Annotated in this window: 15 protein-coding genes; 6 read left to right on the top strand and 9 right to left on the bottom strand. The window is 50.8% G+C overall.

Annotated elements, in window-relative coordinates; genetic code table 11:
• Window positions 1-58: 58 nt before the first annotated feature.
• From AB4Z29_RS10280 to AB4Z29_RS10260, 5 genes are all read right to left on the bottom strand, one after another.
• Window positions 59-1,153 (bottom strand): MBL fold metallo-hydrolase, encoded by a 1,095-nt coding sequence (locus AB4Z29_RS10280; protein WP_441942963.1) that lies wholly within the window; start codon window positions 1,151-1,153, stop codon window positions 59-61.
• 106 nt (window positions 1,154-1,259) lie between these two features.
• A complete protein-coding gene (locus AB4Z29_RS10275; protein ID WP_183563074.1) occupies window positions 1,260-1,511 on the bottom strand; it encodes a GlsB/YeaQ/YmgE family stress response membrane protein in 252 nt (83 codons plus the stop codon).
• Between the two features lie 140 nt (window positions 1,512-1,651).
• Window positions 1,652-2,713: a sensor histidine kinase gene (locus AB4Z29_RS10270; protein ID WP_441942962.1), complete on the bottom strand. Its 1,062-nt coding sequence runs from the start codon at window positions 2,711-2,713 to the stop codon at window positions 1,652-1,654.
• Window positions 2,710-3,384, bottom strand: coding sequence for a response regulator transcription factor (locus AB4Z29_RS10265; protein ID WP_441942961.1), 675 nt, complete (start codon window positions 3,382-3,384; stop codon window positions 2,710-2,712). Before AB4Z29_RS10265 ends, AB4Z29_RS10270 begins: the two co-directional genes overlap by 4 nt.
• Before the next feature lie 20 nt (window positions 3,385-3,404).
• Window positions 3,405-5,150: an ABC transporter ATP-binding protein gene (locus AB4Z29_RS10260; RefSeq protein WP_441942960.1), complete on the bottom strand. Its 1,746-nt coding sequence runs from the start codon at window positions 5,148-5,150 to the stop codon at window positions 3,405-3,407.
• A gap of 385 nt (window positions 5,151-5,535) precedes the next feature.
• Here AB4Z29_RS10260 and AB4Z29_RS10255 point away from each other — a divergent pair, with 385 nt between their 5' ends.
• Together AB4Z29_RS10255 and AB4Z29_RS10250 are read left to right on the top strand one after the other, a co-directional pair.
• A complete protein-coding gene (locus AB4Z29_RS10255) occupies window positions 5,536-6,516 on the top strand; it encodes an N-acetylglucosamine kinase (RefSeq protein ID WP_441942959.1) in 981 nt (326 codons plus the stop codon).
• A gap of 227 nt (window positions 6,517-6,743) precedes the next feature.
• Complete coding sequence (locus AB4Z29_RS10250) at window positions 6,744-7,430, top strand: class I SAM-dependent methyltransferase (RefSeq protein WP_441942958.1); 687 nt, start codon at window positions 6,744-6,746, stop codon at window positions 7,428-7,430.
• Here AB4Z29_RS10250 and AB4Z29_RS10245 read toward each other — a convergent pair.
• From AB4Z29_RS10245 to AB4Z29_RS10235, 3 genes are all read right to left on the bottom strand, one after another.
• On the bottom strand, window positions 7,427-8,062 hold the full coding sequence (locus AB4Z29_RS10245) for a class I SAM-dependent methyltransferase (protein WP_441942957.1): 636 nt from the start codon (window positions 8,060-8,062) through the stop codon (window positions 7,427-7,429). The genes AB4Z29_RS10250 and AB4Z29_RS10245 overlap by 4 nt on opposite strands.
• Before the next feature lie 27 nt (window positions 8,063-8,089).
• The gene (locus AB4Z29_RS10240; protein WP_441942956.1) at window positions 8,090-8,638 is read right to left on the bottom strand and encodes a class I SAM-dependent methyltransferase; all 549 of its coding nucleotides are present in this window, start codon (window positions 8,636-8,638) and stop codon (window positions 8,090-8,092) included.
• Between the two features lie 81 nt (window positions 8,639-8,719).
• Window positions 8,720-10,168: a DEAD/DEAH box helicase gene (locus AB4Z29_RS10235; protein WP_441942955.1), complete on the bottom strand. Its 1,449-nt coding sequence runs from the start codon at window positions 10,166-10,168 to the stop codon at window positions 8,720-8,722.
• A gap of 267 nt (window positions 10,169-10,435) precedes the next feature.
• Between AB4Z29_RS10235 and AB4Z29_RS10230 the strand changes: the two genes are divergently transcribed.
• The 4 genes from AB4Z29_RS10230 (at window position 10,436) to AB4Z29_RS10215 (ending at window position 17,710) form a co-directional block, all read left to right on the top strand.
• A complete protein-coding gene (locus AB4Z29_RS10230; RefSeq protein WP_441942954.1) occupies window positions 10,436-12,271 on the top strand; it encodes an HSP90 family protein in 1,836 nt (611 codons plus the stop codon).
• Entirely contained in the window at window positions 12,268-13,326 is a 1,059-nt protein-coding gene (locus tag AB4Z29_RS10225; RefSeq protein WP_441942953.1) for a hypothetical protein, read from the top strand. Before AB4Z29_RS10230 ends, AB4Z29_RS10225 begins: the two co-directional genes overlap by 4 nt.
• A 248-nt stretch (window positions 13,327-13,574) precedes the next feature.
• Window positions 13,575-15,191, top strand: coding sequence for a copper amine oxidase N-terminal domain-containing protein (locus tag AB4Z29_RS10220; RefSeq protein WP_441942952.1), 1,617 nt, complete (start codon window positions 13,575-13,577; stop codon window positions 15,189-15,191).
• A gap of 284 nt (window positions 15,192-15,475) precedes the next feature.
• Window positions 15,476-17,710 (top strand): GDYXXLXY domain-containing protein, encoded by a 2,235-nt coding sequence (locus AB4Z29_RS10215; RefSeq protein ID WP_441942951.1) that lies wholly within the window; start codon window positions 15,476-15,478, stop codon window positions 17,708-17,710.
• A 70-nt stretch (window positions 17,711-17,780) separates the two neighbouring features.
• On the opposite strand, the gene AB4Z29_RS10210 is transcribed toward AB4Z29_RS10215, so the two are convergent.
• Window positions 17,781-18,239 carry a hypothetical protein gene (locus AB4Z29_RS10210; RefSeq protein WP_441942950.1) on the bottom strand — a complete coding sequence of 153 codons (459 nt, stop codon included), beginning with the start codon at window positions 18,237-18,239 and terminating at the stop codon, window positions 17,781-17,783.
• Between the last annotated feature and the right edge of the window lie 43 nt (window positions 18,240-18,282).

Raw genomic sequence — 18,282 nt, 5'->3', positions numbered from 1 at the left:
TCTCAATAACAGGGGTCAGTTCCCAGTTCCATGATGCCTGGAAGGGCTCTTTCTCTTACTAATTCCACCAAACCGAGGAGGGATATGCTGCGCCGTGTATCAAGACCGTCTCGCCTATACGCGGAGTCGCGATCCTTGCGCTGTGCGCCTTCGCCGCCTTCACCGCTCGTTCAATAGGGTCCGACCAGCTGTGAAGCGCAAGAGTGAACGCACCCCAGTGAATGGGGATCAGCACCTCTCCACGCACATCCAGATGGGCCTGTACCGTTTCCTCGGGCATCATATGTATGTCTGCCCATCGTACATCATATTGTCCACATTCCATTAATGTAAGATCAAACGGTCCATACTTTTCACCAATTTGCTTGAAATGCGGACCATAACCGCTGTCTCCGCTAAAAAAGATTTTGGCCGCTTCGCCATGAATGACCCATGAGCACCACAAGGTCGCGTCCCGATCCGAGAGACTTCTCCCGGAGAAATGCCGTGCCGGTGTGCAGGCCAGCCGCAGCCCTTCATACTGAAACTCGTCCCACCAATCGTGCTCTTCGATAATAGACGGACTCACGCCCCATTTAATAAGATGCTGCGCTACGCCAAGCGGAACGATGAACCGCTCCACCTTATCCTTTAGCTTGACGATTGAACCATAGTCCAAATGATCGTAGTGATCATGGGAAATGATAACCGCATCGATAGTCGGAAGCTGCTCAATCTCGAACGGCAGCCTGCTGCTGAATCTTTTTGATCCAATGAACGGAAATGGGGAAGGCGCTTTACCGAACATCGGGTCGAGCAGCAGATTTTTACCATCAAGCTGCAGCATCGCGGCCGAATGCCCGAACCAAGTAAGCTTGGGCTGCGAGTCAGCCTCAGCCGAATGAACATTTTCCATCTGCAGGATAGCGATCGGCTTGTCAGGCCTTGCCTGCGGGTTACCCTTTACTAAGGCGACAAGCATCTCCAGCTTCTCGCTTGTCGAGGTCTTCATTGATGTCGGAATGGCATTAATGAACCTTTTGCTGGCATACTGCTCCGACCTGCTGAGCCGCTGCCGCTGTTCCTTGGAGGGTCCGGCTCCGAAAGCCGGATACTGCAGCACCAAATATACAATAACCACACATAAAGCGATAATACCGATTGTTATTAGCATTCTGTTCGACCTCTTCCATCCTAGCTTATAGACGCAGAAAAAACCGCTATTGAAGTATACGTTACTACTTCAACAACGGTTTTATCAAGTTTTGGCAAAATCATACTTACGCTCTTCTTGCGCCGCGCATAATCGCACTTAGAATCAACACGACTACAATCGCTCCGATAATGGCTGGAATCAATGCGAATCCGCCAACCGAAGGACCCCAACCGCCCAGCAGGAGCGTACCTAGCCAAGCTCCGACAAGTCCAGCTACGATATTCCCGATGATGCCACCTGGAACGTCACGCCCTACGATCAAGCCACCTAACCAACCAATAACGCCGCCTACAATCAATGTCCATAATAAACCCATATTTATCTTCCCCTCTCTGTGCTTGCGATATAGCTAAGATTAACCTCAATCGCGTACTTTGAAACAAATGAGAGGGAACTAAAATATGGATATTGAAAATCATGTTTCTCGGGGGCACCTCATTCAACGCGGCTCTCCCTTTATGGAAGAGGAAGCGTCACCTCAAAGGTGGAGCCCTTATTCAGCTGGCTATCCACCTTTATTGCCCCGTGATGAAGCTCAACGATTTTGTGGACAATCGACAAGCCGAGCCCGCTTCCGTCTGCCGTTCTCGTCCGCTGCTTATCCCCTTTATAGAAGCGTTCGAATATCCGAAGCTGATCTTCCTTGGATATACCGATGCCGCTATCGGCAATCATAACTTTAACTTCACTCGGAGAATGGCGAATTGCGATCTTTATGCTCCCGCCGTCTTGCGTGAATTTAATGGCATTATGGAGCAGGTTTACAAAAACCTGGCTTATCATTTCTTCGTTCGCTTCGACCGTCGTTTCTTCAAGCTCCAGCTCCAGCTCAAGCTCCTTCTCCAGCCACTGCGGCTCGCAAGCGAGGACAATGTTCTCAAGCTGTGTGTCAAGGCGGTAACGCTTCAGATCGAGCTGCTGATGCTCCGATTCAAGCGTAGTCAGCTTGAGCAGGTTATCGCTAATTTTGGAGAGTCGCGTCGTTTCCTTCTCAATGATGGACAAATAATGCCGCTGCTCCTCCGGGCTGAGTCCTTCCCGCTGCAGCGTGCTGGCGAAGCCCCGAATCGAAGTCAAAGGAGACTGTATCTCATGGGATACATTCGATATAAATTCCTGACGCAGCAGCTCGACCTGCTTCAGCTCATGCGCCATGTCATTAATGGATTGTACGAACTCGCCGAACTGGCCATGGTATTTCTTTTCGCGGTCAATCATAATGTTGAAATTGCCTTTTGCCATCAGCTTGAGCGCATCCATCATCTCAGTCCATACTTTCCTTTGCCTCGGTACCGTCACCAAATTCACCATGCCTGCAAGCAGAACGAGAATGAGGATCCCAAGCGCCCAGTTGATGAGCTGGAGAAGATATTCAGGAAGAGCGACCTCATGATGCGAGTAAAACCATCTCGTCAACCAATACGCGAGCGAAAAAGCTAGGCCGCTGAGTAAGAAGAGCATGGTAATTGCTCCCGCGAAACGGAGCACAATGCCGGCTATGGAATGGCGCCGCTTCATTTCAGAGCCTCCAGCCGGTAGCCTAATCCGCGAATCGTACTGATCTTGATGGATATGTTCCATGAAACAAACCGTTCCCGCAGACGGTTGATATGAACGTCAAGCGTACGCTCGTTGCCATCAAAGTCATAACCCCAAATGCCCTCAATAAGCTGATTGCGCGTCAGCGTTCTGCCCAGATGACTGACCAGCATGAACAGCAGCTCAAACTCCTTCGGTGGGAGCGTGAAGTAATCAGCGCCAACTCGGACCTCATATGTTTGCCGGTCCAGCATCAGCTCAGCTACGGATACCTGCTGCGACACGGCAATCCGGTAGCGCTTCAGGAGCGCCTTAACCCGGACCGTCAGCTCCGCTGGATCAAACGGCTTCACCAAGTAGTCGTCCGTTCCCAGATTGAAGCCTTTTACCTTATCGCCCATCTCCCCTTTGGCTGTAAGCATAAGCAGCGGAATATCATAATGCTTGCGCAGCTCTCTGCACAGCTCCCAGCCGTCCATATTCGGCATCATAATATCCAGAATGACCATGTCTGCGGGCGCTTGCTCCATCTGCGCAAGCGCTGCTTGCCCGTCCGGAGCTTCCTGCACGAGCAGTCCCTCCTTCTGAAGAATGACGCGAATAAGCTCCCGTATGTGCGGATCATCGTCTACTACAAGCAAATACCCCATTTCAATCCCTCACCTCTCCCTTAGGAAGCCGTTTTGTTCATGCGCAGCTGGCCGTTCGCGAATTCGCGGTACATCGCGTGGCTCGCATAGAGCTGCTCATGTGTTCCGACACCGGTAATGGCGCCTTTCTCCAGGAACACGATCGAATCTGCATCGACAACCGTCGACAATCGATGCGCGATGACAACCGTTGTCCTGCCAATCATCAGGTTTTTGAGCGCATCCTGCACGACTTCCTCTGATTTGCTATCCAGATTCGAGGTCGCCTCATCAAGCATAAGGATGCGTGGATCGCGAAGCAGTGCTCTAGCTATTGCTATCCGCTGACGCTGGCCGCCCGACAGCTTGATGCCCCGTTCTCCAACCTCTGTATCATAGCCGCCTGGCAATGCTTCGATAAAACCGTCTGCATAGGCCATTCGTGCTGCCTGCTCGATCTCCTCCTGCGTAACGTCCCGTGAGAGTCCGTAGCATAGGTTATCCTTTATGGTGCCTGCTATAATCGGGCTTTCCTGAGATACGTAGCCGATCTGACTGCGCCATGATCGCAGGGATGCATCCCGAATGTCCTTCCCGCCAAGCCGAATCGAACCTGAGGTCGGATCATAGAACCGCTCCAATAGTGAGAAAAGCGTTGTCTTGCCGCTGCCGCTTGGTCCCACGAGCGCCGTCACCTTGCCCGCTTCAATCGTCAGGCTCACATCCCGCAGGATCGGCTCCTCTGGCTTATAGGCAAAAGAAACATGATCGACCTGAAGCGTTTGATTCATTTCTGTAACCGCTTTGCCGCTCTCTTGATCTTCCTCTTCTGATTCAATAATACCAATAATGCTCTCCGTCGCGCCCATTGCCTTCTGGAACTGCGTGAAAAACTGTGAAATCTGCGTAATCGGCAGCATGATTTGGAACAAATACATAATGAATGCGACCAGCTCCCCGGCAGTCATAGCACCGGAGGAAACCTGCACGCCGCCAAAGCCAATCAAGCATACGAGCAGCAGCAGGATGATGAATGAGACCATCGGTGAGATAAGCGCCTGCATACGGGCTTCCTTCAAGCCGAAGCCAAAAAGGTTCTGAATGCCGCTGCGCCCCTGTTCGTACTCTGCAGGCTCGGACCCCGATGCCTTTACTAGACGAATCTCCGACACAACGCGGTTCACAACCGAAGTGAATTTTGCGTTCTCGGCTTGCGTCGCTTTCGAGATCGTGTACATTTTGCGGCCGATCGGTACCATGATGAGTGCCGCTACCGGGAAAACGGTAAGCATGATGAGTGTCATCTGCCAGTTCATGTAGAATAGGATCGACAAGGCGCCGATAATGGATAGAATACCGGTGAAAAAGCCGGTCACATGATCGGTTATAAGGCCTTTTAGCAGCGCCGTATCGTTGGTTAGACGGCTAATGGTATCACCCGAGGCTTTGTTATCATAATACTGAACAGGCAGGCGAAGCATCTTGCTCCACAGCCGCTCGCGGATGGACGATACGATCTTGTTGCCGCTATAATGCAGCAAATATACCGACAAGCCGCCCGATACGACCTGCGCAATAAATGCGGCCGCCATCAAGACGATTTGTGTCGTGCTCAAGGAGCCGAGCGAGAAGCCATTGACCATGTTTTTCGTGAACAAGGGAATCGTCAAACTTACAAGCGTCGTGATCACGCTTAATATAACCGCTATGGACAGCATCATTTTCGGAGGATTCGTCTCCATGATTAGTCCAATAAACCGCCTAACATTGCTCTTTTTATCTTTCATAACTACCACTCCTCTATATCTCTTCTCTCTGCTACGCTATTTACTTTACCTTGCCTGTTTAAACGGAATATAAACACGCGGCATGAAACCGATAGATGATGAATACCTCTTAATACCGTTTTCTGAAAAAAGGGTTGCACCTGTTGTTGCATGAGGAATGATAGCCTAATAAGCGGCCCTTGCAACAGGAGCAGTCAAGCAGCCACAGAACATTCACTGGCTTCTGGCCCAATCGCATATCTGGTCTGTGCATGAAAAAAGCTGTCTCCTCCGCAAAGGAACAGCTTCTTTTTTATGGAAAACGGAGGTAAACTAACAAAGCGGCTCGCACTTATCCGGGCTGATCTGAGCCAGGCAAATTCAACGAAAAAGATGGAGGCATCCTTTGGACAACAACCAAGTAGTTATCGGTATAGATGGCGGCGGAACGAATACCCGTGTAATGGTAAGCGACAAGCATGGGCATGTATTGGCTTATTTGGAACGAGGCTCAGCTTCCATTTATAAGGACAAGCAAGCTGCGTCAAACGTGCGAGGAGCCATTGGGGAAGCGCTGCAGCAAGCAGGCCGAACAGCCGCTGACGTGCAAGCACTGGTTGCCGGGATCGCAGGTTATGATGCACCCTCCGATCTCGAATGGATAACGCCATTAACGGAATTAGATGGCCTTATCTGCCCGAGAATTCATGTAAATGACGCTGTATCCGCCCATTCTGGTGCATTAATGGGCAAACCCGGCATTGTTGTGATTGCCGGAACCGGCTCCATTATTGTAGGCGTGACGGAGGACGGACAATTCATTCGCAATTATGATTTTCATCATTACGCCGCAACGGCTGCCCGCTCCATCGCTTACGATGCCGTATATGAAGTGCTTGCTGGCGAATACGACGAATCGGACCAAGAGTTTCTGAAGGTGATGCTCGCCCACTGGGGCGTTGCTGCCTTAAGTGAGCTTGCCGAAACAGCCAAACAGGGCTTCACTGCGGATCGCCGTGAACGCGATAAGCAGTTTGGCGACTTTGCCCCTGTGGTCACAAATTCAGCTGAGCAAGGAAGCTCTGTCGCTATCCGTGTATGCGAGCGAGCGATTGGTCAAATCAAGATCGGCATCGAACTCATTGCCGCCTCCTTCGCAAGCGAAGAAGTCGCAGTCACCTTCATTGGAAGCGTCGCGAACAGTAGATATTTCTTGCATGCACTAAGAAGCAAGCTTGCTCAAGGAAATCATAAACGTTATCTCATCACACATCCGCAGTTCCCGCCCGCCATCGGATCCGTTTTACTAGCGCTCAAGAAGGCAGGCATCGCTATTGATGACAGCGTGATTCATCAGCTGCAAAGATTTGAGTTTAGCAATAAATAGACTTCTCTGTAGGATCTGCGTCAGCATGTGCGCTCTACTCATTTCCCTGTATCTCCTCACGAAAACCGAGCCTCTGAGCTCTCCATAATCTAAAAAACAGCCATGCTGCAACGATGGAGCATAGCTGCTCCATCTTCTTTTTCCACATTCAGTGATTGACTTTAACGTTACGTATACCTTTATTCTTGGGAAGTGAGTTATTCATACCATAGAAGGAGGAGTTGCCGATGCCTGATCATGAGGCAATCTACGCGCAGCAAGCGGAGCGCTATCACGAGTTAATCGCAAAGCAGCCAAGCTTAAAATCAATCATAGAGGAAATTCGGCCCGTGGCAGGGCTCGACGTAGTCGATCTTGGGGCTGGCTCAGGCAGGCTGGCTGCCGTATTGGCAGGCCAAGCGAGGTCGATTATCGCGCTTGACGCACAGGCAGCGATGCTGGAACTAGCAGCGAAGAGGCTGTCGCAAGGGGGATATACGAATTGGAGTACAAGCGTGGCTGATCACCGAAGCCTCCCCTTGGAGAATGACAGCGCAGATCTAGTCGTGTCCGGCTGGAGCATTGGGTATCTAGGCAGCGACACACTTCCGGACTGGGAAGACAATATCAGGCTGGTCATCAGCGAGATCAAGCGGGTGCTCCGCCCTGGCGGGACGGCAATCATAGTGGAGACGATGGGAACCGGGTTCGAGAAGCCGAATCCCCCTCGTTTCTTAGAGCCTTATTTCAACGCACTGGAAAATCTTTATGGCTTCTCGTCCCGATGGGTGCGAATGGATTACGCTTTCGACAGCGTGGATCAAGCCGAACAGCTGGCCCGCTTCTTCTTCAGTGACGAGCTTGCCGACCGAATAGCCGAGCAGCAGCTTATTCATCTGCCGGAATGCGCGGGCATTTGGTGGCTGCAGCTTTAAAGCTGCGTTAGTTGCGGCTGTGCCGGCTTTTGGACGCACAAGGTCGTCATGCAGCGCTTGCCCGCTACGATGACGGTTTTGAGCGGCTCAAACAGCAGCCCGCCTGTTCTCTCCGCAAGCCCCTGAAGTCGCGCTTCATTCACAAGATAACGCCTGCTTCCATCAGGAAGCAGGTATTGTCCGTTTCCAAGGGGCTGCATGCTGGATTCCATCCCAATCGAGGAAGCCAGCCGTGCGAATAGCTTGCCTCCAGGCGCAAGCACCCGCCAAAGCTCATCCCACATTTGATCGAAATGAGCTTCATTGTCTGCGAAATGCAGCACTGCGCTGCTAATAATGAAGTCAAAGCTATGATCCTTGAAGCTCAGCCGCTCGACAGTCTCCACGCGGGCTTGCTGCTCCGACCAATTAGACGAGCATGCCGCTCCCAGCCTTTGAACATCCTCGATTGCCGCTTCCGAACGATCAACTGCCATGACCGAATAGCCGTTTCTAAGCAAATACACAAGATTACGCCCCGAGCCGCAGCCCGCATCAAGTATGCGCATATCCTTTGTTATTCGCCCCTTCAACAGCTGGTCGAATAAATAAATATCGATATCGCCAAAAAGCGACTTCAGGTCCGTTTCCATGCAATCGACCCGCTTCCTTATGTGTGATTAAATCTCATAAAGATATATCTTCGTGCGGTACAAGTCTTTGCATTGGATGATACGCTCCGGCTTCCGATACGGCAAAGCGAAGCAAATGCTGATGACATACGTGCCTGGTTTTAGCTGCTCGCCAAATATCGCATCAAGCCGCCGCATCGCCCCCGGATACAAGTAACACACAACCCTATCCACATCCCTGTACGAATATGTGTATAAATCCTGCTTTATAAACGAAACATTCGTCCGATTCTCAAGCTTTGCTGTCAAAAAAGATATCCACATGGGGATAACTGAATTCTCAATCCCGATAATGCGCCAGCGCCTGTCGCTTCTTGCGAGCTGAAGCGCCAGCGTTCCCCAGCCAGACCCGGCATCCACCATAACGCCCTGCCCAGGCAGGCTTCTCAGCAATTGCAACACCTCTCGCCGTACCACGGCCGAGGAAGGCATCGGCGATATGCCATTGCGCCAACTGACGAACACAATGGACAGCAAGGCAAGCAGCATCGCTGCTGCCACCGTCAGCATAACAACCTGGTATACAAAGCTTTCCATCCGATTCTCCTGAACTTTAATCTGCCTTTTAACCGTGTTCCGATGCGCAAGCAGGCAAGGCAACCTTCAGCTTACTTCCTGCTAGGACTTATTGCCTCTGCGAACCTTCAGCTGCTTGCCTTTGACCGTCGTGTTTCTCATTACCTCCAGCACGAGCGAGCCCTTGCCGTTCAGAATTTCCACGTCCGTTACATTGTCCAGAATCGTAATAATCCCGATATCGTCGGCGGAAACGCCTTCGATCTTCGCAATCGTTCCCACGAAATCCACCGCGCGCAGCTTCTTTTTCTTGCCGCCGTTGAAATTGAGCTTCATAATCTGCTTGTTCAACTGCTCCCGCTTGTCCTTCTTCAGCTCAGGTCCGATATTAAGCTTCTCTTCAAAGGCTTCCCTGCGAAGATCGACGGATTCCTCAGACGGCGCCTTTGCTTTATGAATAGCGAACCCGATATAGCTCTCGATTTCCGCAAGGCGCCTTGCATCCTTGGAAGCAGCGAAGGTGATGGCTTTGCCCGTCTTGCCAGCCCGACCTGTTCTGCCCGTCCGATGCACGTAGCTCTCCTTTTCAAGCGGAATATCAAAGTTGATGACATGTGTAATATTGGTAATATCAATACCTCTCGCAGCCACATCAGTTGCAATTAAATAGCGGAATTGTCCTCTGCGGAACGCGTTCATAACCTCAAAGCGCTCATCCTGCTCCATGCCTCCGTGAATGCGGTCACAAGGGTAATCAAGCTCAGCCATCTGCCGGAATACTTGATCAACGTTTTCCTGCGTGCGGCAAAAAATAATGCAGCTGTCCGGATTTTCGACGATCATGACATCCTTTAACAGATCAAACTTATCCGATTCCTTCACCTCGATGACCGAATGCTCAATCGTAGCGGTTGTTAGACCTGCTGCTTTGATCTCAACCTGCGCAGGCTCATTCATGTATTTGTGCGACAGCTTTGCAATGTCTGCCGGGAACGTCGCCGAGAACAGCATCGTCACCCGATCATTCGGCAGCTGTTCAATGATCGCTTGCACCTGCTCGATAAAGCCCATATTCAGCATCTCATCTGCTTCATCGATGACCAAATATTGAATGCGCTCAATCGGGAGAGTGCCCCGCTCGATATGATCATGCACACGTCCGGGCGTTCCTACAACCATATGTGTCCGCTGCTTCAGCTCCGCTCTCTGAATGTGAAAAGGAGCCTTTCCGTAAACGGCCATGGATTTAATCCGCTTGAAGCGGCCAATGTTCGTTATGTCTTCATTTACTTGAAGAGCTAACTCTCTGGTTGGCGTCAGCACAAGCACCTGCGGTTTATTTTCGTTCCAATCCACAAGCTCGCATAACGGGATGCCGTATGCCGCAGTTTTGCCGCTGCCCGTTTGGGACTTGACGACCAAATCCTGCTTGCCGAGTGCTACCGGTATAACCTCGCGCTGCACCTCTGTAGGCGTCTCATAGCCTAGGCTCCCGAGCGCCCGTACAATTTCTTCACTTAACGCGTAATCCGCAAATTTCATTTCACTCATCTATATACCTCTTCCGCACATTTTTAGTTATTTCGTAACTTCAAGCATAGCATATTAACTGTTCTTTTGATCCATAAACCTTCCTTATCTCATTCGGCATGCTGAATAAGACTTATTTTACAGGACTTATGGCTCATCTGCGATTAAGCCCTTCGTCTTATTATTGGTCCAATATTGGAAATAAAACACAAAAGAATAGTAAACTAAGGCAGATACCTACCAGCATTCGTGTAATTTGGTTACTACTTACTTAAGGGAGAGTGTCTGATGAGCGAACAACAGGAATATCGGTTTCAAGTTAATTTAAGCGGAATGATTAATATATTATCCAATCACTTATATAGCAGTCCAAAGGTGTTTTTGCGGGAGCTGCTGCAGAATGCGACCGATGCCATTACGGCGCGAAGCGGCATGGACCCTGCCTACAAAGGAAAGGTGTCCGTTGAAATCGCCGGAAGCGGCGAGCATGTCACGATGACCGTGGAGGATACGGGCATCGGCCTTACCGAGGAGGATATCCATCAATTTCTGGCGATGATCGGCCATTCCTCAAAGGTGGGCAAAGATTTTCTCGCCAATGAAACCTCCTTCATCGGCCGCTTTGGCATCGGCCTCTTATCCTGCTTTATGGTCAGCGACGAGATTGTCGTACTAACCCAGTCGGCCAAAGGCGGACCTTCCATGGAATGGCGCGGCAAGCCGGACGGCACCTACACGATCCGCAAGCTCGATACGCAGCTTGCAATCGGTACGAAAGTGTATCTTCGCTGCAAAGCCGATAGCGCTGACTACTTCGAGCCTGCCGCTGTTGAAGAGCTCCTCTTCTATTACGGCGCCTTGCTGCCGTATCCGGTCACGCTGGTCGCAGGCGGACAACAGAAGTCCATCAATGCTGCTCAGCCTGCCTGGTTCGCTGAGCCTGAGCTTGCCCGCGGCAAACGACGGGAGGTGCTCGAATTCGGAAGCCGGCTTCTCGCGGAGCCCTTCGAGGATTTCATTCCGCTGCGCACGGCGAACGGACGTACCGGCGGCATTGCCTATATTCTGCCGCATTCCGTCAATCTAAACGCGAGGCGCTCGCACAAGGTTTATTTGAAACAGATGCTGGTATCGGACAAAGCGGAAAATATTTTGCCGGAATGGGCGTTTTTCGTCAAATGCCTGATCTGGACAGATGAGCTGCAACCAACCGCCTCGCGAGAGCATTTCTATGAGGATGACCGGCTGCAATCCGTGCGCGATGAGCTGGGAGAAGCCATTCGGGACGAGCTGGTTCGCATGGGGAGCCATGAGCCGGAACGTCTTCAACGCATCATTGCCCTGCATGCTCTGCCTATGAAGGCGCTGGCTGCGGAGGATGCCGCATTCCTGAATACCATATACAAGTGGCTTACGTTCGAGAGCACTTACGGTGAGCGCACCCTTGGCGAGCTGATGAATGAGAAGCAAAAGATATACTATACCGCTACCGTAGATGAATACCGCCAAATCACGCATGTGGCGGCTGCACAATCGCTGCTCGTGCTGAACGGCGGCTATATTTACAACAATCAGCTTCTTGACGGCATCGCTTATTTGAACCCGGAGCTGGAGCTGGAGCGGCTGATGCCCGAGGATGTTTCCCTCTCCTTCACCGATCTTACGATGGAGGAAAAGAACAGTTATTACGATATGATAAGGCTTGCCGATGTTACGCTGCAGCGGTTCCGCTGCCATATTCAGCTGAAACGGTTCAAGCCCGCTGAGCTTCCGGCGCTTTACACGCTATCGAAGGAGTCATCTGCACTCCGTTCTTTGGAGAAAGCGAAGGAATCGAGTACCGATCTGCTGTCGTCCGTGCTGGGCAATCTAGGAGCCAGCTTCGGCGAGTCTGCCTATTCAACCTTATACTTCAACCTAAACAACCCGCTGATCAGCCGACTGTTCGCTGCAAGCAGCAAAGAAATGCTGCCGGCCGCAGTTGAGATGCTTTATACAAATGCGCTGATGATGGGGCATTACCCGATGAGCCGGCAAGAGCTGGCTGTGCTGAATCAGGGCATCGTACGATTTATTGACTGGGGCTTGTCCGCGAATGCGGGGAATGGAGGGACATCCATATGAATTACGATTTCGAAACATTGATGGACGAGGCTTACGATTTGCCGGATGGCCTTGCAAAGCTGGAGGTTCTGGAAGCAGCTGCGCGTTACGCCGATGCTGAAGGGAATATCGAGCAGGGCTATGAGGCTCGGGGCGAGATCGTTCAAACGGCTATTTTCCATGGCTACCCGCTCAAAGCGCTTATCGCGTTCTCCTGGCAGCTCGGCCAATACGACCGCAATCCTGAAGCGTTCGCAAGCTTTAACCTCATGTGGTCCTACAAATGGATTGTCGGGCAAATCTCGCATTTCCCGGAAATCCCGCTTCATAAGATCGAAGAGCTTGTCGATGATCTGGGCAAGCGATATAAGGAGCATGGCTACAACGACCGGACTTATTTGTACTATCGTTTCCGCACCGCCATGGACTTAGGCCATATGGAGAAGGCACAAGACTACATGGAGAATTTCCAGAAGGCCGACCGCGATCACATGAGTGACTGCGAGGCTTGTGAGCAAAACCAGATCGTGCAATTCTACTCTCTGATCGGTGAGCATGAGAAGGCGCTTGATGCCGCGAAGCCGATTCTGTCCGGCGACATGAGCTGTGCGGAGGTACCGCATATTACGCTCGCCTACCTGCTCCTTCCGATGCTTCATCAACAATCTGAGCAGGATGCGCGCAAGGCGCACATCAGGGGCTATCGTCTGATCAAGGGCAAACGAGACTTCATCGAGACGATTGGCAGGCATATCGCTTTTCTATCGTCAACGGATCTTAAGAAGGGCATCGAATTATTCGAGCATCACTTGGCGATGGCCTACGACCACGAGGATCCGTTTCACAAAATGGTCTTCCATCTATACAGCGCTCAGCTGCTGCAGAAGCTTGCGGCAAGCGGCTCGAAATATCGGCCGCGGCTGCCTGTCTCCTTCATTGGAACGGAAGAGGACACAAGCCTGGAACGGCTAGCTGACCACTTTGCCCAGCTGGCTTTGTCGTCTGCGCAGCAATACGACACTCGCAACGGCAATTCGTATTATATGGAATGGGCGGAGGAAGCTCTTCGTCCTTAAGCATCAAGGCTTTTCCCTAGGGTCTGTCATAGACCGCGGGGAGAAGCCTTTTTTTGACTCGCACATAAAAAGCTGGAACAGCCGCCTAGTTCTTGTCCCCCCTATCTTCCTCTTTGATTACAGCCTTGTTCCATGCGCAAACTCAGCTCCAAAAAACTTTTTTCGCAAATGGTGATCCAACTCTTCCATCTCAGCGTGAGCCTTAGTAAGAAAGTAAAACAACCACATACGAGGAGAGTGAATGTACCATGAAAATGAAAAAATGGCTTGCCCCCGTACTTAGCTTGTCTCTGCTGCTTCCCGCACTGGCAGGTACGCAAAGTGTTCAAGCAGAATCAATGAAGCCGAGCGTAGATACGCCTGCAGTTGAGCTTCGAGCAGGACTCGATTACTTGCTATCCGAGCATTTCACGCTGGCGGTCGTCTCCATGACCAAAGCATATGATGGCGCATCGGACGCAGCCTCGGCTCAGGCTGCGCTGAATCAAAACGCGAAAGACATGGTGCCCGCAATCGCGTCCATCTATGGCGATGCTGGTGCCAAGGAATTTGACCGCATCTTCGCAGCTCATAATGGCTACACCGACAAGTATGTGACCGCCGTGAAAAGCAAGGACATGACGGGCCAAACGGCAGCACGGAACGAGCTGGAAGCCTTCGCGAAGGAATTCGGAAGCTTCCTTGGCTCCGCGACGGAAGGCAACCTGCCAGCTGCTGCCGCTCAAGATGTCGTCCGAACGCATGAGAAGCAGGTGCTCGAAGTATTCGATTTCTATGCCGCAGGCAATTACAAAGCAGCATATACCGAGTTTCGCGAAGGCTTAGGCTTCATGTTCGGTGTCAGCGATGCATTAGCAGGCGCGATCACTGCGCAGCTGCCGGCCAAATTCAATCAAACCCGCTCCGATACGCCTGCCGGAGATTTGCGATCCGCACTGAACCACTTGGCGGCTGAGCATTACGCATTAGCCGTGCTCAGCATGCAGAAGGGTTTTGACAAATCCCCAGCCTATGCCGCTCTCTTGGAGGCCCAAGATGGCAACACCAATGATTTCACGGCTGCCATTGCATCGATCTATGGGGCTGAGGGCGGTGCGGCATTCAAGAAAGTATGGACAGGCGATCATATCTTCGCACAGGATGAAATCATCACAGCCGTGCTTGCGGGCGATACCGCTGCCATTGGCAAAGCGAGAGCCAAGCTGGTTGCTTTCTCCGTAGCGTTCGGCAAATTCCTTGGCAGCGCAACAGGCGAGAACCTGCCAACCGCAGGCGCTACTGCTGCAATTGCGGAGCATGAGAAGCTTGTGCTTGCTGCCTTTGATATTTATCAATCGGGCAATAAAACGGGTCTGTACGACAGCTTCCGCAAAGGCTACAGCTTCATGTTCGGCGTAGGCAAGGCGCTTGGCGGTGCCATCGTTACCCAAAAACCGGAGCTCTTTCAAGTAAAACCGCCGGTTACACAGCCGGAGAATCCGAATAATGTTACAACGATTTGGTTCCAGCTTGGTAACAAAAATGCGCAAATTAATGGCAAAAACGCCATGATGGATGTTGCTCCTTACGTCAAGAACGGTACGACCTTCGTCTCTCTTCGCACATTGACGGATACGCTTGGCGCAAACGTTCAATATGTACCGGCAAACAAAACGGTTGAGCTTAGAGTTGGCGAGGATAAGGTCGTATTCTGGCTAGGCAAAAATGTCATTCAAGTCAACGGTGCTAAAGTGACCCTTGATGCCGTCGTTCATATCAAAGACGGACGTACGCAAGTTCCTCTTCGTTTCATTGCAGAATGGCTAGGCTGGAACGTCAATTGGAAACAGTCGAATCAATCCGCAACGTTGACGAAAGCCATGTAATCGGCAGTTAGAAACAAGTAGAAAACTCCTGATAGCTGCTGTCAGGAGTTTTTTGCTTGCCATAGAATTGAAGCTGGCAGTTGGCATCATTTAAGCCTAACGTAGTCGTCCATTTATCCATGCCCAAAAGGATTCGAGCGATTAACAGGTGGATAACGAGGGTAATCATATTGCAGCGAGACGAATGGCAACTTGGAATAGTACTACAAAAAGTGAGTACTATCTCGCCAAGGATTGGGTCATTATAATACAAGACATACCACCAAGAAAGGCATGTGAGTACAATGCTGCGATTGAATGTTACCCGCGTCGGTTTCCTGATGGGCGTGTCCCTGCTGCTTGCTGCCATCATCTACTTTTTCGCTGCCAACTGGGGCGGCTTAGACCGTGCCGATAAAATTCTTGCCTCCGCTGGCATCATGGTGCTGTTCTACGGAGCATCTGTCTTTTTTGCCAAAATGAAAATCATGCTCGGACATCACTCTTTCCTGTCCGCTCTATTCCTAGTGGGCGGCTGTATTTCATTCGGCGCCGCCGTTGCGCTGCTCAACCAAATTTACAATTCCCATGCGGACACGTACGAGCTGTTTCTGGTATGGTCGATTCCCGCACTGCTGTTCTCTTTTATTACGCGCTTCAACCCGTTTTATTTGTTGTCCTATGTCCTTATACATTTGACGCTGTGGCAATATTTTTTCCCAAGCTCCATGTACATGGAACGCACAGATAACGAGCTTTGGCTGATCGGCTGCATGTTTGCGCTCATCAACCTTATTCTGCTCCTGCTCACACAGTCCAAGCTTCTGCCTTCAGCTCCGCTGAAATTCGTTAGCTTTATCGTCTTCCATATTGCCTTGCTTTTTCTAAGCAATTCGACGCAGTTCGAGCATTTTGGCTTTTGGATGAACATCGCTTGCATCGCTGCAATAGCGACCGGGTTCTACTACTTCATCCGGGTTCGCCTGGACAAGGTGATGCTTACGCTTAATGCGCTAGCCGCGTCCGCATTTGCCGTATTTAAATTTCTAGAGCTGCTCTCAGAGCATGCTTCTACAACATTTTTTGTTTTCGGCTTGCTGTTCGTCGCCTTGCTGCTGACCGCAAATTTCTTTTTCTTCCGCTTCCTCAACAAGCTCGGAGCTGACGAAGCAACTGATGAACCGCATGCGGAGCCCAAGCTGAAGGAAGAGCATCAAAGCGTCCTTGTTGGCAAAATCGTATCCACAATCGTGACGGTAATCGGTGTGTTGATCGGGAGCATCTCACTGGTGGGATTAGTCTTGCTTGCATCGAACAATGCGGATCCGGAGCAGGTTTTACTCATCCTCTCCTTCCTGTTCGTGCTTCCTATGCTGCTGCTTCGGCGCCTTAATCCGGTCATCCGGTACACGGTTCTCACGATTGGATACGCGGCAGGGATCGTCGCCATCATATGGATTGACGCCGCAGCCTTAACGCTTCTGTATCTTGCTCTAACGGCTGCTGGCTGGTTTAGACTTCACGGAAGGACGCAGCACTTATTCAGCTATTCGCTCATTAACCTGAACATCGCCATTCTGCTGTTCCAGCTGTTTGAATACATTCAGCATGCTTCATCCTTTATTGTACTCATTATGGCTGCGCTGAACGCCGTCGTCTTTGCGAGCCACTATCTTCTAAGCGAAGGGGCCATGCGACAGCATGTAAGGGAATGCGGACTGCTATTTACGCTGCTGCTGATGTTTTGGCTCACGTTTATGCCTGATATTTTCCCGTATTCCTATGAGCTTTTTAATGTAATCAACTTCCTTGTCGTGACCGTTCTTTCATTCCTATTCGTTCGCCGGAAGCAGACGCTCGAAGCAGCGGCGAGCTTAGTGTTTTGGTTCATCTTTGTTGGCTTCAAATACTATGACTTGTTCTGGACGCTGCTTCATAAATCAATAACCCTTGCTCTCCTAGGCATGATCGCCATCGCCGTTACTTATTTATTTGCCTATCGATCACGCGCTGGCGTTCCTGAGGATTCGGATGCTTACAGCCGAATTCTGCATAAGAGTCCTGTTCTAATGGCCATAGTCATTGTGCTTCAGCTTGGCTATGTCGGGTATCACGCTGCGACGAGCGAGATCCTGCTCTCTGGCGGGACTCCCGTAAAGCTTGCCATTGAACCGCTTGATCCGAGATCGCTGCTGCAAGGAGATTACGTTACGCTCAATTACAGCATTTCCACTCCGCCGTCCATCGTAAATAAGGAACTTGAGGCCCGCGGAGGCTCGCGCCGCATCAAGGCCGTACTCCAGGAAGATGCGAATGGCATCTATCAATTTAGCCGGTTATATTCGCAAGGAGAGCCGTTAAGCGCCAAAGAAATCGTCATTAATGGCGTCTATAATGGCTGGGACGGCATCTACTATGGCATTGAAACCTACTTTGTTCCGGAAGGCACCGGAATGGAGACTGAGCGGCAAGCGAAGTTTGCGCATATTGTGGTTGGAAAAAACGGAGACTCTCTTCTGAAACGATTAAGCAAAGAATAAGCATATGCTTCTGCGATTGAAAAAAGCAGGACGTACGCGGCACATTTGGCCGGATACGTCCTGCTTTTTCTTATGAAGTCAGCCTGCTCAGCTCCGGAAACTCCTCCAGGTAGCCATTGCGTTCGAGCTCCATCAGCGCTTTCCGAATGCTTTGCTCGTCTTCCCCAGACTGATCCGAGAGCGTCAGCAGCTCCGATAACGTAATTTCCTTATGCTCTTTACAATACGTAAGCAGGCCTTTGGCCGCCCAAGACAAACGGTCATCCTGGAATTCCCCGATCATTTTACGGAACAATTTATGTGGTATTAACTGCTCATCTACTAAGGACTGCATCGCTTTAATGGCTAGTTTTGTCGTCATGCGTCCCTTTTTGGCAACCTCATCTAAGGTGAGCGACGCCGTATCCGCCGTGCTTGAACTCAATACGATATAAATCATTTGCGAATAAATATCCAAGCTCGGATTGTAAAAGATTTCGGTCGAAACAGTGAAGTTTCGTACATTTCCAGGTGTTATTTCAGTAGTCATATTCTTTCTCTCCCTTCCGATTGGTCTATACCATAATAAAGGT

It is taken from the genome of Paenibacillus sp. 2TAB23 (assembly GCF_052115165.1).
Taxonomy (GTDB): Bacteria; Bacillota; Bacilli; order Paenibacillales; family Paenibacillaceae; genus Pristimantibacillus.
The sequence above is the reverse complement of the archived record's forward strand: the minus strand, read 5'-3'. Positions and strand labels throughout refer to the sequence as shown.